General features: G+C 73.0%; 17 protein-coding genes. 7 read left to right on the plus strand and 10 right to left on the minus strand.

Going from position 1 to position 16,057, the window contains the following annotated elements; translation table 11 throughout:
* Positions 1-58 precede the first annotated feature (58 nt).
* Entirely contained in the window at positions 59-226 is a 168-nt protein-coding gene (locus tag AB5J51_RS30410; protein ID WP_159047151.1) for a hypothetical protein, read from the minus strand.
* A 404-nt stretch (positions 227-630) separates the two neighbouring features.
* Entirely contained in the window at positions 631-1,275 is a 645-nt protein-coding gene (locus AB5J51_RS30415; protein ID WP_369779105.1) for a TetR/AcrR family transcriptional regulator, read from the minus strand.
* An 86-nt stretch (positions 1,276-1,361) separates the two neighbouring features.
* Between AB5J51_RS30415 and AB5J51_RS30420 the strand changes: the two genes are divergently transcribed.
* The 3 genes from AB5J51_RS30420 to AB5J51_RS30430 all read left to right on the plus strand — a co-directional run bounded on the left by AB5J51_RS30420 (position 1,362) and on the right by AB5J51_RS30430 (position 3,607).
* The gene (locus AB5J51_RS30420; protein WP_369779106.1) at positions 1,362-2,513 is read left to right on the plus strand and encodes an acyl-CoA dehydrogenase family protein; all 1,152 of its coding nucleotides are present in this window, start codon (positions 1,362-1,364) and stop codon (positions 2,511-2,513) included.
* Positions 2,514-2,572: 59 nt separating this feature from the next.
* Positions 2,573-2,863, plus strand: a complete 291-nt coding sequence (locus AB5J51_RS30425; protein ID WP_053785867.1) for a YiaA/YiaB family inner membrane protein — start codon at positions 2,573-2,575, stop codon at positions 2,861-2,863.
* A 90-nt stretch (positions 2,864-2,953) separates the two neighbouring features.
* The gene (locus tag AB5J51_RS30430) at positions 2,954-3,607 is read left to right on the plus strand and encodes a TetR/AcrR family transcriptional regulator (protein ID WP_136224258.1); all 654 of its coding nucleotides are present in this window, start codon (positions 2,954-2,956) and stop codon (positions 3,605-3,607) included.
* On the opposite strand, the gene AB5J51_RS30435 is transcribed toward AB5J51_RS30430, so the two are convergent.
* Positions 3,598-4,059, minus strand: coding sequence for a MaoC family dehydratase (locus AB5J51_RS30435; RefSeq protein ID WP_053785865.1), 462 nt, complete (start codon positions 4,057-4,059; stop codon positions 3,598-3,600). The genes AB5J51_RS30430 and AB5J51_RS30435 overlap by 10 nt on opposite strands.
* A 122-nt stretch (positions 4,060-4,181) precedes the next feature.
* Here AB5J51_RS30435 and soxR point away from each other — a divergent pair, with 122 nt between their 5' ends.
* A complete protein-coding gene (gene soxR, locus AB5J51_RS30440; RefSeq protein ID WP_053785934.1) occupies positions 4,182-4,625 on the plus strand; it encodes a redox-sensitive transcriptional activator SoxR in 444 nt (147 codons plus the stop codon).
* Here the strand turns inward: soxR and AB5J51_RS30445 are convergent.
* The 4 genes from AB5J51_RS30445 to AB5J51_RS30460 all read right to left on the minus strand — a co-directional run bounded on the left by AB5J51_RS30445 (position 4,606) and on the right by AB5J51_RS30460 (position 8,925).
* Positions 4,606-5,403 (minus strand): 3-keto-5-aminohexanoate cleavage protein, encoded by a 798-nt coding sequence (locus AB5J51_RS30445; protein ID WP_369779107.1) that lies wholly within the window; start codon positions 5,401-5,403, stop codon positions 4,606-4,608. The genes soxR and AB5J51_RS30445 overlap by 20 nt on opposite strands.
* Positions 5,400-6,026, minus strand: a complete 627-nt coding sequence (locus AB5J51_RS30450; protein WP_136224260.1) for a hypothetical protein — start codon at positions 6,024-6,026, stop codon at positions 5,400-5,402. The genes AB5J51_RS30445 and AB5J51_RS30450 overlap by 4 nt, the downstream gene beginning before the upstream one ends.
* A gap of 151 nt (positions 6,027-6,177) precedes the next feature.
* Positions 6,178-7,551, minus strand: coding sequence for a serine-threonine protein kinase (locus tag AB5J51_RS30455; RefSeq protein WP_369779108.1), 1,374 nt, complete (start codon positions 7,549-7,551; stop codon positions 6,178-6,180).
* Positions 7,552-7,656: 105 nt separating this feature from the next.
* On the minus strand, positions 7,657-8,925 hold the full coding sequence (locus AB5J51_RS30460) for an exo-beta-N-acetylmuramidase NamZ domain-containing protein (protein ID WP_136224262.1): 1,269 nt from the start codon (positions 8,923-8,925) through the stop codon (positions 7,657-7,659).
* A 70-nt stretch (positions 8,926-8,995) separates the two neighbouring features.
* On the opposite strand from AB5J51_RS30460, the gene AB5J51_RS30465 reads away from it, so the two are divergent.
* The 3 genes from AB5J51_RS30465 (at position 8,996) to AB5J51_RS30475 (ending at position 12,310) form a co-directional block, all read left to right on the plus strand.
* A complete protein-coding gene (locus AB5J51_RS30465; RefSeq protein ID WP_053785862.1) occupies positions 8,996-9,775 on the plus strand; it encodes an SDR family oxidoreductase in 780 nt (259 codons plus the stop codon).
* Positions 9,772-11,604: an AMP-binding protein gene (locus AB5J51_RS30470; RefSeq protein WP_369779109.1), complete on the plus strand. Its 1,833-nt coding sequence runs from the start codon at positions 9,772-9,774 to the stop codon at positions 11,602-11,604. The genes AB5J51_RS30465 and AB5J51_RS30470 overlap by 4 nt, the downstream gene beginning before the upstream one ends.
* A gap of 100 nt (positions 11,605-11,704) precedes the next feature.
* A complete protein-coding gene (locus AB5J51_RS30475) occupies positions 11,705-12,310 on the plus strand; it encodes a TetR/AcrR family transcriptional regulator (protein ID WP_053785861.1) in 606 nt (201 codons plus the stop codon).
* A gap of 28 nt (positions 12,311-12,338) precedes the next feature.
* On the opposite strand, the gene AB5J51_RS30480 is transcribed toward AB5J51_RS30475, so the two are convergent.
* From AB5J51_RS30480 to AB5J51_RS30490, 3 genes are all read right to left on the minus strand, one after another.
* Entirely contained in the window at positions 12,339-13,538 is a 1,200-nt protein-coding gene (locus tag AB5J51_RS30480; protein WP_053785860.1) for a S8 family peptidase, read from the minus strand.
* A gap of 189 nt (positions 13,539-13,727) precedes the next feature.
* The gene (locus AB5J51_RS30485; RefSeq protein WP_369779110.1) at positions 13,728-14,966 is read right to left on the minus strand and encodes an acyl-CoA dehydrogenase family protein; all 1,239 of its coding nucleotides are present in this window, start codon (positions 14,964-14,966) and stop codon (positions 13,728-13,730) included.
* A 9-nt stretch (positions 14,967-14,975) separates the two neighbouring features.
* Positions 14,976-16,019, minus strand: coding sequence for a phosphotransferase family protein (locus tag AB5J51_RS30490; RefSeq protein ID WP_136224264.1), 1,044 nt, complete (start codon positions 16,017-16,019; stop codon positions 14,976-14,978).
* Positions 16,020-16,057 lie beyond the last annotated feature (38 nt).

Here is a 16,057-nt window from a genome sequence, read left to right on the forward strand (position 1 = left end):
CGCTGGGAGGTGCCCCCGGGCCGGCGGGGGCCCGGCGCGCGCCCCCGCCGCGGAGCGCTCACCCGCCCGCCTGCGGGAGGGCGGGGTTCCGCGGCCGCAGCCGGTCCCACTCGCCGTAGTCCCGCAGCGTGATGTTCTCGGCGGTCTTGCGGGCCATCCTGGCCGCGATGTCCTTCCCCGGCAGATTCGGCATGACCTTGTAGCAGCGGTTGAGGAGAGTGGCCATCAGGCGGCTCCCGGGAGCCATGAGCCCGGCGACGCCGTCGCCCATCTTCCGGAAGCCCGCCGCGTACCGCCGGAGTTCCTCCTCGTACGGGCCCCGGCTCCGGCGGCCCCCGCCCCCTCCACGGACAGCCGGGTCTTGCCGACGCCGCCGGGCCCGGTCAGCGTCACCAGCCGGGCCACCCGCAGCAGACGCGCGCCCTCGGCAGGCTCGCCGTCGCCCCCGACGAACGCCGAGCTCCTCGGGGGTGACGTGCGCGATCGGATTGCCGGAGCTGATGCCCGCATTGTTGACCAGCACGTCCAGCCCGGGCCCCGCCGGCCCCGCCGCCCGCCTGCTCGATCCGCGCCACGGTCTCGGACGCCGCGGCCTCGTTGCCCCGTAGGCAGTCACCGACTGCGGGCCGTTCAGGCCTGGGGCAGCGCCTCGTACTGCAGGGCCAGCCCGTCCAGCAACGCGGCCAGGCCCGTCTCGAACGCGCCCTCGTCCACCTCGCGCTGACGCTCTGCCAGCAGATGGGCCTGGCCCAGGTGGGGGTAGTCCGACGGGTCGTACGCCGCCTCGTCGTCCACGAAACCCCGGGCGAAGGAGCCCACCGCCGAGCCCAGGATGAAGTACCGCATCAGCGCGCCGATCCGGGTCGCCTGCGCCGGGGGCCACCCTGCGGCCGTCATCGCGCCGAACACCGCGTCCGCCAGCCGCAGTCCGGCCGGGCGCCGGCCCGGGCCGCGCGCCAGCACCGGCACGATGTTCGGATGGTCGGACAGTGCGCTCCGGTACGAGTGCGCCCAGTCGTGCAGGGCGGCCCGCCAGTCCCGGCCCGCCCCCGGCTCGAACATCGACAAGTCGACCCGCGCGCTCACGGCGTCCGCGACCGCGTCCAGGATCTCGTCCTTCGTGCGGAAGTGGTTGTAGAGGGAGGGCCCGCTGACCCCCAGCGCGGCCGCCAGCCTCCGCGTCGAGACCGCCTCCAGCCCCTCCGCGTCCACCAGCGCGCCCGCCGCCTCCACGATGCGGTCTCGGCTGAGGAGGGGCTTGCGCGGTCTGGCCATGCGCCACATAGTAGGGCCTGCCCGCCATAAACTACCGGTGCTAGTTAAAGCGCGCCGGTCCACATCGCCACACCCGGAGGTGCCCGGTGAACCTGGAGCTGAGCGAGGAGCAGGAGGCCGTACGCCGGCTCGCCCGCGAGTTCACCGAGCGCGAGATCGCCCCGTACGCCGCCGAGTGGGACCGTGCCGAGAGCGTGGACCGGGCCATCGTGAAGAAGCTCGGCGACCTCGGCTTCCTCGGGCTGACCGTCCCCGACGAGTACGGCGGGTCCGGCGGCGACCACCTCGCCTACGTCCTCGTCACCGAGGAGCTCGGCCGCGGCGACTCGGCCGTGCGCGGCATCGTCTCCGTCTCCCTCGGCCTGGTCGCCAAGACCCTCGCCGCCTGGGGGAGCGAGGAGCAGAAACGCGCCTGGCTGCCCCGTCTCTGCTCCGGGGACGCGCTCGGCTGCTTCGGCCTGACCGAGCCCGGCACCGGCTCCGACGCCGGCAGCCTGACCACCCGTGCCGTGCGCGAGGGGGACGCGTACGTCATCAGCGGCAGCAAGATGTTCATCACCAACGGCACCTGGGCCGACGTGGTCCTCCTCTTCGCCCGCACCGGAGACGAGCCCGGCCACCGCGGGGTCTCCGCGTTCCTCGTCCCCACCGACACCCCCGGCCTGACCCGCCGCGAGATACACGGCAAGCTCGGCCTGCGCGGCCAGGCCACCGCCGAACTCGCCCTCGACGGCGTCCGCGTCCCCGCCTCCGCGATGGTCGGCCCCGAGGGCAAGGGCTTCTCCGTGGCGATGTCGGCCCTCGCCAAGGGCCGGATGTCGGTCGCCGCAGGGTGCGTCGGCATCGCGCAGGCGGCGCTGGACGCGGCCGTCTCGTACGCCGCCCAGCGCGAGCAGTTCGGCAAGCCGATCGCCCACCACCAGCTGGTCCAGGAGCTCATCGCCGACATCTCGGTCGACGTGGACGCGGCCCGGCTGCTCACCTGGCGCGTCGCCGACCTCATCGACCGCGAGAAGCCCTTCGCCACCGAGTCCTCCACCGCCAAGCTCTTCGCCTCCGAGGCCGCCGTACGCGCCGCGAGCAACGCCCTCCAAGTGCACGGCGGTTACGGCTACATCGACGAGTATCCGGCGGGCAAGCTGCTGCGCGACGCCCGCGTGATGACCCTGTACGAGGGCACCAGCCAGATCCAGAAGCTGCTCATCGGCCGCGCCCGCACCGGGGTCTCCGCGTTCTGAGTACGCATCTGAGTACGCGCGCGGATGTGGCCCCGGTCACGCCGCCCGATGCTGGGTCCATGAACGAGACACCGGTCAAGCAGCGCAACTCGACGGCGTACTACGGCCAGGCCGTGGCGTCCTTCGGCATCGCGATCTGCGCCGTGGCCCTGGGGATCTACCACCTCCAGGTGGACGGCTGGGTCCGCGCCTTCCTCGGCATCGCCGTCCTCTACCTCACGACCTCGGCCTTCACCCTCGCCAAGGTGATCCGCGACCGCCAGGAGCTCACCCAGATCGTCAGCCGGGTCGACCAGGCCCGGATGGAGAAGATCATGGCCGACTACGACCCCTTCCAGCCGAAGGTCTGAGCGGCGGCGCCACGTCGCCCAAGTCCGCTAAGCGCTTGCTCACCCTCCGGTAGGGTGTTCCTTCCACAGGACGAAGAGGGTGAGCGAGCGATGGACAGCGTGGAGGAGACGGCCGGCGGCTACCGGCCGTGGTCGGAGGTCACCCCCGACGCCGCACGGCGGCTGCTCGTCGCCGCCGTCGAAGCGTTCGCGGAGCGCGGGTACCACGCCACCACCACACGTGACATCGCAGGGCGGGCCGGGATGAGCCCGGCCGCGCTCTACATCCACTACAAGACCAAGGAAGAGCTGCTCCACCGGATCAGCCGGATCGGCCACGACAAGGCGCTCGAGATCCTGGAGACCGCCGCTTCCGGCCCGGGCTCGGCCGCCGAGCGGCTCGATGCCGCCGTACGGTCCTTCGTGCTGTGGCACGCCGCGCACCACACCACCGCGCGCGTGGTCCAGTACGAGCTCGACGCCCTCGCGCCGGAGCACCGCTCCGAGATCGTGGCACTGCGCCGGCAGAGCGATGCCGCCGTACGCCGCATCCTCGCCGACGGGGTCGCGGCGGGGGAGTTCGACGTGCCGGACGTCCCCGGCACCACGCTCGCCGTCCTGTCCCTGTGCATCGACGTGGCCCGCTGGTTCAGCGCCGCCGGCCGCCGCACGCCCGACGAAGTCGGCGCGCTGTACGCCGACCTCGTCCTGCGCATGGTGGGCTCGGCCCCGGACGCTCCCGCCTCCGCAGCGCCTCAGAAGTAGTAGCGGGACACCGATTCCGCCACGCACACCGGCTTGTCGCCGTCCTCGCGCTCGACCGTGACCGTCGCCGCGACCTGGACGCCGCCGCCCGCCTCAGTGACCTCCGTGATCACGGCGGTGGCGCGCAGCCGCGAGCCGACCGGCACCGGGGCCGGGAAACGTACCTTGTTCGTGCCGTAGTTGATGCCCATCTTCATGCCCTCGACCCGCATGATCTGCGGCACCAGGCTCGGCAGCAGCGACAGGGTGAGGTAGCCGTGGGCGATGGTGGAGCCGAAGGGCCCGTCCGCGGCCCGCTCCGGGTCCACGTGGATCCACTGGTGGTCCCCGGTGGCATCGGCGAACAGGTCGATCCGCTTCTGGTCCACCTCCAGCCACCCGCTCGGGCCGAGCGCCTCCCCGATCCCTGCGTGCAGCTCCTCGGCGGACGTGAAGATCCTCGGCTCGGCCATGCCTCTCCCTCTCCCTGGCGAATAAGCGCTTGCTCAGCGCTGCTCAGCATGGTGGGGCCGCATGTATCTGTCAACGACACGTCTGTCAACGAATGTCGGCCCGGCCGACTACCCTCGGCGTCGTGCCGCAGATTCCCGAGAAAATCCACGAGCTCACCGTCGGCCAGCTGTCCGCCCGCAGCGGCGCGGCCGTCTCCGCGCTGCACTTCTACGAGACCAAGGGCCTGATCAGCAGCCGTCGCACCGCCGGCAACCAGCGCCGCTACAGCCGCGACGCCCTGCGCCGCGTGGCCTTCGTACGAGCCGCCCAGCGCGTCGGCATCCCGCTCGCCGCCATCCGCGACGCACTCGCCCAGCTCCCCGAGGAGCGCACCCCCAACCGTGAGGACTGGGCCCGGCTCTCGGAGACCTGGAGCGCCGAGCTCGACGAGCGGATCAGCCGGCTGATGCGCCTGCGCGACCACTTGACCGACTGTATCGGCTGCGGCTGTCTCTCGCTGAAGAACTGCGCCCTGTCCAACCCGGACGACAAGTTCGGCGAACAGCTCACCGGCTCCCGGCTGTAGCGGCGTTCTGCGCACCGACGGCCTCGAGGGCCGCCGCCACCAGCTCGGCATTCGAACGCGCCGGCCGTCCGTCCGGCAGGTGCAGTACGTCGCCCACGCCGGTCCGCGCGCCCGCACCGCAACGCGCGGCCAGCCGGAGCACCGGCCAGGCGGCGGCCTCCCGCCCGAACAGCAGCAGCGGCACCGGCGGCAGCCACCGCAGCCCCGCCACCAGCGCCGGATCGGCCACGGTCAGCTCCACCGCCAGCCGGATCCGCGCAGGGTCCCGTACCGGCCAGGCCAGGAACCGCGCGAGCGCACCCGGCTCCGCCCCCGCCCCGGCGTCCTTCCCGCCCAGCGGAACCACCGCGTCCACCGCCACGCCCCGCGCCAGCAGGGCCTCGGCCAGTTCCTCGGCCCCCGGCTCCGCGAAATGCACCACCGCCCGGTCCGGCAGCACCGTCCACGACCGGACCCGCTCCAGCCGCCCCGCCGGATCCGGCTCCGCCCCGATGCCCGCCGGCACCGAAAGCGGTACGGAGACCCCCGCGCCCCGCACCGCCTCCAGCAGCGGCCCGACGACCCGGGGCGAGAGGCTCTCCCGGCCGCACGGGGTCCGCGGATGGACCAGCACCTCCCCGGCCCCGGCGGCGACCGCCCCCAGGGCCGACTCCACCACGTCCGGCGGGGACACGGGCACGGCGCTGCCGTCGGCGGCACTGCGCCCGCCGTTCAGCGAAACCGAAACCGACACCGGCGCCGTGACCGGCGCCGGCCCCCGCAGCCCCCGCAAGTTCATGCCGCCCCCGCCGCAGCCGGATCCGTGGCCGACGCCGAGTCCGCCAGCGCCGGCCTCGGCACGACGATCCCGCAGCCCTCGCACACCGGCCCGTCCCAGGCCCACGCCCCCTCCCAGCTGCCATGCCCCGCGCGGGGCCCCCGTCTCTGCCCCGGCACGGGCGCGGGCCAGCGCAGCTCCTGCTCACCGCAGACCGGGCACCCCGTCCCCGGCTCCGACTCCAGCGCCGCGACCAGCCGCCGCAGCACCTCGCCCAGCGTCCCGTCGGGCCGCACCCCCGGATCGGCGCACCGCACCACCGCGTCCCCGCTGCCGCCCCACGCCCACTCCGGGCGGCGCAGCCCGTGGTACTTCTCCCGCCGGCGCCGCTCCGCGAACTGACGCTCGTACTCCAGCCAGACCGCCCGCGCCTCCTCCAGCTCCTCCAACGCCGCGACCAGCCGCAGCGGATCGGCCCCCCGGTCCTCGGGGGCGATCCCGTGCCGGTCGCACAGATGCCACCACGTCGCCCGGTGCCCGTACGGAGCGAACCGCTCCAGGCAGCGGCGCAGCGAATGGCGCCGCAGGGCACGGTCATTGCGTGCGTCCCGCACCTGGTACGCCAGACTTCGGAAACCCGCCATCACACCTTCACCTCCGTCGCGCCCACGCCCGCACCGGGGGGCGTCGTACTACGTCGAACGACGACGCACCGTGAGATGTGCCCAACATGCCCGGTCAGGTGCGGGCGCATGCGGGGGCGGTCGAGGCGTGCGGGTGGCACATGGCCGGAACTCAGCGCCCCATGCGCCCCGCAGCAACCACGAGCCGGGCCAGCTCCTCGTGGCAGATGTCGCTGTGCGCCCCCGAGGGCGGACCACCGCGCCGCACCACGGACCCGGTGTCCACACTGACGCAACCGGCCTCCGGGACCCCCGCGCGCAAGGCCGCGCCGAGGCTGAGCCGCGGCGCGCCCGGCACCGCCTGCACCCCGTCGTGCCCGATCGCGCCCCACCGCTCGTCGAAACCGAGCAGACCGGCCGAATCCCCTGCCATCCGGGAGGCCAGCGGATAAAAGACCTTGAGGGCCGAATCGTACGCGGAGTGGCAGGCGAGCACCGGGCCGTCGACCCTGCGCTGCATCCCGCGCAGCGCACCGCCGCTGCCGTTGTCGTGGGGGAGCCGGTCGGCGAAGGCGTAGTGGGAGAAGGCCCCTTGCAGCAGGGTCGCGGATTTCACGTACCGGGCCCCGTCCGGCACCGCGCGCAGCGAGAAGGACACCACCCGGGCTCCGAAGCTGTGGCCGATCAGATGGATCCGCAGGGCCGGGCGGTGGCCCGCCAGTTCGGCCAGCACCGGGCCGAGGCCGCGCTCGCCGACGACCCCGGCCCGCTTCTTCATCTGGTAGTACGTGGCCTGCCGCAGCAGCTCCTTGGCGCCGTTCCACAGCGCACGCAGGCCGCCTCCGACGGAGAAGCCGGGCTCGGCCGCGCCCACGGGCAGCGCGCCCGCCTCGATCAGCCCGTCGGTGAAGGCCCGGCACACCTCGAGCACGTCGTGCGTGAAGATGGCGGGCACGTCCCGCACGGCCGGGACCGCGACGGCCGTGACGGCTGCGACACCCCAGGTACCCGTCACACCCGCGTCGGAAGCCTCCGCCGGATCGGCCGCATCGACGGCAGCCACACCGGCCAGCTCCCGTATCAGCGCGCCGAATTCGGTGAACGCGGCCGCCGACTCCGGCCGGTCCTCCAGCAGTTCGGCGACGCGGTCCAGCTCCGCCACCCGCCCGGGCCAGAACTCCCCGAGCGCCCGCAGCGTGGCGGGGTCCAGCGCCGTCCCATGGCCCGGCTCGGCGAGTGCGGCGTGCCGATCGAAGTCCGGAATCGGCTCGTCCGAGAACCGGATCGAGGGCCATACGACACCCACGTACCCCAGCCGTACCCCCGGCCCCACCAGCCCCGGGAAGGGGGCGTAGAAGCGGTCGAAGAGCCGGGTCGAGGTCGACCGGTCGCTGTTCCAGCCGTGCGCGAAGACCAGCAGATCGGTGGCCTCCAGCGCCGCCACCGCGGCCTGCGAGCTCAGGTCCACGTCCCCGTCGGAGTCGAAGGTCAGCTCCGCGTACGGACCGACCCCGATCCCGCCGCTCGACGCCGTTGCATCCGACATGAGGTCCCCCTCCGGGCCGTCTCTCCGGTGCCGTCCAGCATCCTGCTGCCGCCCTTACCCGGCCAGACCTCTGTCGCCCACGGATTCACGCGGATTCACGCGGATTCACGGATACAGCAGGTACCGCCCCCGCACCGCCGCGAACCGCTCCAGCCCCACCGCCCAGTCGCCCGCGATCTCCTCGACCCCGGCCCCCGCGTCCACCATCTTCCGGACCCGGTCCGAGCCGGTCAGCTGGTCGATCCAGTGGTCCGTGCGCCACGCGAAACCGCTCCACGCCCGCTTCGCCGTCACCAGCAGCCCGATCCCGGCCCGTACCGGATCGAAGGCCGCCCGGTCGTGCACGATCAGCCGGACCCCGCCGCACACCTTCCCGGCGTGCTTGGAGAAGGTCGGCGTGAAGTAGGCCTCCCGGAACCACACCCCGGGCAGCCCCAGCGCCTCGGCCGCCTCCGCCCACCGCCGGTCCACGCCCTCCGCGCCGACCACCTCGAAGGGCGTGGTCGTCCCGCGCCCCTCCGACAGGTTGGTGCCCTCGAACAGGCAGGTGCCGGCGTACGCGAGGGCCGTGTCCGGCGTCGGCACGTTCGGGCTCGGCGGCACCCAGGGCAGTCCGGTCGCCCCGAAGAAGGAGTCCCGCCGCCACCCGGTCATCCGTACCGTGCTCAGCCTGACAGGCTGCGCGGCCAGGAACTCCCCGTTGAACAGCAGGGCCAGCTCGGCCACCGTCATCCCGTGGGCGAGCGCGATCGGCTCCCGGCCCACGCCGCTCGCGTACGCGCGCTCCAGCACGGGCCCGGCGGCCCGCCGGCCGCCCACCGGGTTCGGCCGGTCCAGTACGACCACCGCCTTGCCGGCCAGCGCGGCCGCGCGCATGCAGTCGTACAGGGTCCAGATGTAGGTGTAGAAGCGCGCCCCGACGTCCTGGATGTCGAAGACGACGGTGTCGATCCCGGCGGCCGTGAACACGTCCGCGAGCTTCTGCCCGCTCTTGCCGTACGTGTCGTACACCGGCAGCCCGGTCGCCGGATCGCGCCCGGCCGCCTCCGAGTCGCCCGCCTGCGCCGTCCCGCGGAACCCGTGTTCCGGCCCGAACACCGCCACCAGGTCCACGCGGGCGTCCGCGTGCAGTACGTCGACCAGGTGGCGGGCGTCGGCGGTGATCCCGGTGGGGTTGGTGACCACCCCGACCCGCTGCCCGGCGAGCACCGCGTAGCCGTCCGCTGCGAGCTGTTCGAAGCCCGTGCGCACCCGGTCGGCGGCTCCGGCTGCCGGGTCCGGCGGCCGTACGGGCGCCGCGCCTGCCGCCCCGAGCGTCCCCAAGGCCCCCGTCGTCCCCGCCAGTCCCAGCAGCCCCCGTCGTGACAGCGTCATCCGGCCACGCTAGGGGCCGTGCCCCTTCCACACCGACATACCGACCGGTTAGTCTGCCCGGCATCCGGCCATGAAAGGTGATCCCGTGAGCGCGTACCAGGACCAGCGAGTCGTCGTCACCGGCGCGGGCGGCGGCATCGGCGCCGCCCTCGCCCACCGCTTCGCCGCCGAGGGGGCCAGGGTCGCGGTCAACGACCTCGACGCCGCCAGGGCCGCCGCCGTGGCGGACGGGATCGGCGCCCGGGCGATCGCGGTCCCGGGCGATGCCTCGGCCGTCGTGGCCCAGGCCCGCGAGGCCCTCGGCGGACGGGTGGACGTCTACTGCGCGAACGCCGGACTCGCCTCGGGCGGCGACGCGTTCGCCGACGAGGGCGTGTGGGAGGCGGCCTGGGACACCAACGTCATGGCGCACGTCCGTGCGGCCCGGCTGCTGCTGCCCGACTGGCTGGAGCGCGGGAGCGGGCGCTTCGTGTCCACCGTCTCGGCCGCAGGGCTGCTGACCATGATCGGAGCGGCGCCGTACAGTGTCACCAAGCACGGTGCGCTCGCCTTCGCGGAGTGGCTCTCGCTGACCTACCGCCACCGCGGCGTGCAGGTCCACGCCATCTGCCCGCAGGGGGTCCGCACCGACATGCTGACGGCAGCGGGCTCGGCGGGCGACCTCGTCCTCGCGCCGACCGCGATCGAGCCGGAAGCGGTTGCGGACGCACTGTTCGACGGCATGGAGAAGGGCCGGTTCTTGATCCTCCCGCACCCGGAGGTCGCGGACTACTACGCCGCGCGCGCCACCGAACCGGACCGCTGGCTCGGCAGCATGAACCACCTCCAGCAGAAGTGGGAGACCAGGTGACCCGGCCCTCCGGCTATGCCGCCAAGCCGTGGCTCGGGCTGCTCAGCCCGGCCCAGCGCGCCCCCGTCTCCCCGCCGCCCAGCGTGCTGCACGCCTTCCGCGACGCCGTCGCCCGGGGCCCGGAGCGCACCGCGCTGGCCTACTTCGACGGCCGGCTCGGCTACGCGGAGACCGACGCGCTCTCGGACTCCGTCGCCGGCCACCTCGCGGTGCGCGGCATCCGCCGCGGGGACCGGGTCGCCGTCATGCTGCAGAACACCCCGCACTTCGTGCTCGCCGTCCTGGCCGCCTGGAAGGCCGGGGCGGTGGTCGTCCCGCTCAACCCCATGTACAAATCGGGCGAGATCGGGCACATCCTGCGCGACTCGGGGGCTTCCGCGCTGATCTGCGACGGCGGCGCGTGGACGGCGTACGTGGCCGAGGCCGTCCGCGGGACGGCCGTACGGGTCGCCCTGACCGCCTCGGACCGGGACTTCCAGACCCGGAACGACCCGCGCGTCTTCGCCCCGACGGAGCCGGGCTCCGCCACCGCGCCGGTCCCGACCGCGCCGGGCTCCGCGCCGGCGTCGGCAGGCACCGCCGGACTGATCCCGCAGCCGCGACGCCCACTGGCCGCAGCCGCCCCGTCCGGACCCGCCCGCCCCGACGCCGAAACCGCCGCCATGCCGGCCCCGGCCGCCGTCCCGGCCCCGGCCGGCGGGGTGGCCCCGGCCGACCTCACCGCCGTGGCCCGCCAGGGCCACCCCGCCCCGCCGGACCCCGGCCTCACCGCCGCCGACACCGCGCTCATCAGCTACACCTCCGGCACCAGCGGCACCCCCAAGGGCGCCATGAACCCGCACGGCGCGCTCACCCACAACGCCGTCCGGCAGGTCACCGGGCACCCGCTCCCCGAGGGCGCCGCGTACTTCGCCCTCGCGCCCCTGTTCCACATCACCGGCATGGTCTGCGAGCTCGCCGCCTGCTTCGCCAACGCCGGCACGCTCGTCCTCGCCCATCGCTTCGACGCCGGCGTCGTCCTCGATGCCTTCCTCGAGCACCGCCCCGCCTACACCGTCGGCCCGGCCACCGCCTTCATGGCCCTCGCCGCCCACCCCGAGGTCACCCCGGACCACTTCGCCTCGTTCCAGGTGATCTCCTCCGGCGGCGCCCCGCTCCCGCCCGCCCTCGTCGAACGCCTCCGCGCCGCCTTCGGCTTCTACCTGCGCAACGGCTACGGCCTCACCGAGTGCACCGCCCCCTGCGCCTCCGTGCCCGTGCACCTCGAAGCCCCGGTGGACCCCGCCTCCGGCACCCTCTCCGTGGGCCTGCCCGGCGCCGACACGCTCGTACGGATCCTGGACGAGCACGGCGGCGAGGCACCCTTCGGCGTGACCGGCGAGATAGCCGTCCGCGGACCCCAGGTCGTCCCCGGCTACTGGGGGCTGCCGGCGGACACCGCCAAGGCCTTCCCGGACGGTGAACTGCGCACCGGCGACGTCGGTTTCATGGACGCGGACGGCTGGCTCTACGTCGTCGACCGCAAGAAGGACATGATCAACGCCTCGGGGTTCAAGGTCTGGCCGCGCGAGGTCGAGGACGTGCTCTACACCCACCCCGCCGTGCGCGAGGCGGCCGTGGTCGGCGTCCCGGACCCGTACCGCGGCGAGAGCGTGAAGGCGTACGTCAGCCTGCGCCCCGGTACCTCGGTGCGGCCGGAGGAGCTGTCCGCGTACTGTGCCGCCCGCATCGCCGCGTACAAATACCCGCGGCAAGTGGAGATCCTGCCTGTTCTGCCGAAGACGACGAGTGGCAAGATCCTGCGACGGGAACTGCGCGATCGCGGCTGAAAACAGTCGTACGGTCGTACAGCAGTCGTAGAGCAGGTCGTTCTGCCGGTCGCTCTGCCGGTGGTACGGACCAGAGATCAGGGAAGGGAAGGTCGGCGCCATGGCTGCCAGGACCACGGAGCCCGAAGGCACGCACGAAACCCCGGTGCCGCAGCGGCTGCTGGCCGTCGCCACCCGGCTGTTCGCCGAGCGCGGCTACGACCGCACCTCCGTACAGGAGATCGTCGAGGCGGCCGGGGTCACCAAGGGCGCGCTCTACCACTACTTCGGATCCAAGGACGACCTGCTCCACGAGGTGTACTCGCGGATGCTGCGTCTCCAGCAGCAGCGCCTGGACGCCGTGGCCGATTCCGATGCCCCGGTCGAGGAGCGGCTGCGCGTCGCGGCCGCCGACGTGGTGGTCACCACCATCGAGAACCTCGACGACGCGGCGATCTTCTTCCGGTCGATGCACCAGCTCAGCCCGGAGAAGTTCAAGCAGGTACGGGCGGAGCGCCGGCGCTATCACGAGCGCTTCCGGGCGCTGGTCGAGGAAGGCCAGCGCACCGGAGTGTTCTCCACTGCCACGCCCGCGGACCTGGTGGTGGACTACCACTTCGGCTCCGTCCACCACCTGTCCACCTGGTACCGCACGGACGGCCCGCTCACGCCGCAGCAGGTCGCCGATCACCTCGCCGACCTGCTGCTGCGCGCGCTGCGACCGTAGGAGAGCGGTCAGTGCGTCCGGTCTCCCGTTACGGGGCGACCTTCAGCAGCTTGTTCGCCGTGCCCGGCGACGGGTTGCTCACCGCGCCCGCCGTGGCCGCGCCCGTCAGCGCCGCGGCCGTCTGCGCCGGGGTCGAGGACGGGTGGGCGGCCAGGTAGACCGCCGCGGCGCCCACCACGTGCGGGGTGGCCATGGACGTGCCCGAGATGGTCTTCGTACCGGTGTCGCTGTCGTTCCAGGCGGACGTGATGTCCGAACCCGGCGCGTACAGGTCGACCACGGAGCCGAAGTTGGAGAACGAGGACTGTTCGTCGTCGATGGTGCTCGACGCGACGGTGATCGCCTCCGGAACCCGCGCGGGGGAGCCCTTTCCGGCGTCGGCGGACTCGTTGCCCGCCGCCACGGCGAAGGTGACGCCCGAGGCGATGGCCCGGCGCACCGCCTCGTCCAGTGCCTCGTCCGCCCCGCCGCCGAGGCTCATGTTGGCCACCGAGGGTCCCGAATGGTGCTGGGTGACCCAGTCGATCCCGGCGACCACCTGCTCGGTGGTGCCGGAGCCGTTGTCGTCCAGCACCCGCACCGCGACCAGCTTCGCCTTCTTGGCGACGCCGTGCGCGGTCCCCGCGATGGTGCCCGCCACGTGCGTGCCGTGGCCGTTGCCGTCGTCGGCGCTGTCGTCGTTGTCCACCGCGTCGAAGCCGGACGTCGCGCGGCCGCCGAAGTCCTTGTGCGTCGTGCGTATGCCGGTGTCGATGACGTACGCCGTCACGCCCTCGCCGGCACCGTCGGGGTAGCTGTACTTCTTGTCGCCCTTCTTGGCCGTCTGGTCGATCCGGTCCAGACCCCATGAAGGCGGGTTGTCCTGAGTGGCGTTGATGGTGAACTTCTTGTTCTGCACGACCTTGCCGACGGCCGGGTCCGCGGCGAGCCGCTTGGCCTCGGTCTCGCTCAGGCCCGCGGCCGAGAAGCCGTTGACCCCGGAGCTGTAGGAGCGCTTCAGCTCGCCTCCGTACTTCTTGGCCAGCTGTTCCTTGTTCGCGGATGCGTCGAGTATGACGACGTAGCTTCCGCTGATCGCGCCGGGCGCGCCCAGTCCGTAGACCGTGCCCTCGGCCGGTGCCGCCGCCCCCGCGAAGGGGGAGGCGAGCAGGGTCACGGCGGCCGCTGTGGCGGCTCCCGCGCCGACTGCCGCGTACCGGAAACCGCGCGAACGCTTGTGAGTTGCCATCTGGAGGGTTCTCCTCATGTTGACGTGTGGGGCGTCAAACCTTCTGGAGAACCCTGATCCGATTGACAGGCGCAAATCAAGAACGCCTCGGCGTGGCGGGGTTGTTCAACAAGGTTTCTTAAAAGGCCTCCCGCATCGCCTTCACTTCGCACATGGGTTCATGCGAACTCCCGCACGATTCCTCCACGTTCACGGGCGACCCGCGTACTTCTTCAACTCCCGGTGCGCCAGCGAACGCTGGTGCACCTCGTCCGGTCCGTCCGCCAGCCGCAGCGTCCGCGCCGCCGCCCACAGTTCGGCGAGTGGGAAGTCCTGGCTCACCCCGCCCGCACCGTGCAACTGCACAGCGTCGTCCAGGATCCGCACCACCGCCCGCGGGGTCGCGATCTTGATGGCCTGGATCTCGGTGTGCGCACCCCGGTTGCCGACCGTGTCCATCAGCCAGGCCGTCTTCAGGACCAGCAGCCGCAGCTGCTCCACCGTGACCCGGGCGTCCGCGATCCAGTTCTGTACGACGCCCTGCGCGGCCAGCTCCTTGCCGAAGGCCGTACGCCCCACCGCGCGTCGGCACATCAGCTCGATGGCCCGCTCCGCCATGCCGATCAGCCGCATGCAGTGGTGGATCCGGCCCGGGCCGAGCCGCGCCTGGGCGATCGCGAAGCCGGTGCCCTCCTCGCCGATCAGGTTCGCGGCCGGGACCCGGGCCCCGTCGAAGACCACCTCGGCGTGGCCGCCGTGGTCGTGGTCCTCGTACCCGTACACCGTCATCGCCCGGCGCACCTCGACGCCCGGGGTGTCGCGCGGAACAAGGATCATCGACTGCTGGCGGCGCGGATCGGAGCCCTCCGGGTCGGTCTTGCCCATGACGATGAAGATCTTGCAGTCCGGGTTCATGGCCCCGGAGATGAACCACTTGCGGCCGGTGACCGTGTACTCGTCGGCCCCGCCACCGCTCGCCGAACGCTCGATCCGGGTTTCGATGTTCGTCGCGTCCGAGGAGGCCACCTCGGGCTCGGTCATCGCGAAGGCGGACCGGATCTCGCCGGCCAGCAGCGGCTCGAGCCACTGCTTCTTCTGCTCCTCGTTGCCGAACTGTGCGAGCAGTTCCATGTTCCCGGTGTCCGGGGCCGCGCAGTTGGTCGCCATCGGTGCCAGGTGCGGGCTGCGGCCGGTGATCTCGGCGAGCGGGGCGTACTGCAGGTTGGTCAGCCCGGCGCCGTGCTCCGCATCGGGCAAGAAGAGGTTCCACAGGCCCTGACGGCGCGCCTCGGCCTTCAGCTCACGGAAGACGGCCGGGGTGTCCCAGGGTGAGGCCAGCCGCGCGCGCTGCTCGGCGGCGACGGGCTCCGCCGGGTACACGTGCTCGTCCATGAACGCGAGGAGCCGTGCACGGAGTTCCTCGGTCCGGGCGTCGAATGCGAAGTCCATGGGTGTGTCTCAGCCTTCCTGGAGGGTGGTCAGACCGTGCTCGATGAAGACCGGGACCAGCTCGCCGATCCGGTCGAATCCCGCGCCCACCGTCTGCCCGAGCGTGTAGCGGTAGTGGATGCCCTCGAGGATCACCGCGAGCTTGAACCAGGCGAAGGCCGTGTACCAGGCGATCGCGCCGGTGTCCCGGCCGGAGCGGGCGGCGTACCTCTCGATCAGCTCGGCCGGCGCCGGATGGCCGGGCGCGCCGCTCGTCGTGCTGACCGGGGAATCGGTCAGCCCCAGGTCCGAGCTGTACATCACCAGTAGCCCGAGGTCGGTCAGCGGATCGCCGAGCGTGGACATCTCCCAGTCCAGCACCGCCCGGATCGTGTCGTCCGGACCGCCGATCAGTACGTTGTCCAGCCGGAAGTCGCCGTGCACGACGGTCGGGGCGGGGGAGTCGGGCAGGGCGCGGCCGAGCGCGCCGTGCAGCTCGTCGATGCCCGCGAGCTCGCGCCCCCGGGAGGCCGCGAGCTGCTTGCCCCAGCGGCGCAGCTGGCGGTCGAGGAAGCCCTCGGGCCGGCCGAAGTCGCCCAGGCCCACCGCCTCCGGGTCCACCGCGTGCAGGTCGACCAGCGTGTCGACGAGGCCCAGGACCGCCCGGCGGGTGCGCTCGGGGCCGATCGCGGCCAGCTGCCCGGCCGTCCGGTACGGCACCCCGTCCACGTACTCCATGACGTAGAACGGCGCCCCGAGGACCGACTCGTCCTCGCACAGCAGCACCGGCTCGGGCACCGGCACGGCCGTACCGTGCAGCGCCCGGATCACCCGGTGCTCGCGCCGCATGTCGTGCGCCGTCGCCAGGACGTGGCCGAGCGGCGGACGGCGCACCACCCAGCGGGCGGTGCCGTCGGTGATCTCGTACGTGAGGTTCGAGCGGCCGCCTTCGATCAGCCGGCCGCGCAGCTCCCCGGCCACGAGCCCCGGCCGCGCCCGGTCGAGATGACCGCGCAGCCGCTCCAGATCGAGGCCCCTGGGGCCGGCTGAAGCGGACGCTGACGCTGAGGTCATGGTGCGCACCTCCGTGCGGAATGGACGAGGACGAGCGA

This window comes from Streptomyces sp. R33, from assembly GCF_041200175.1.
Lineage (GTDB): Bacteria > Actinomycetota > Actinomycetes > Streptomycetales > Streptomycetaceae > Streptomyces > Streptomyces katrae_B.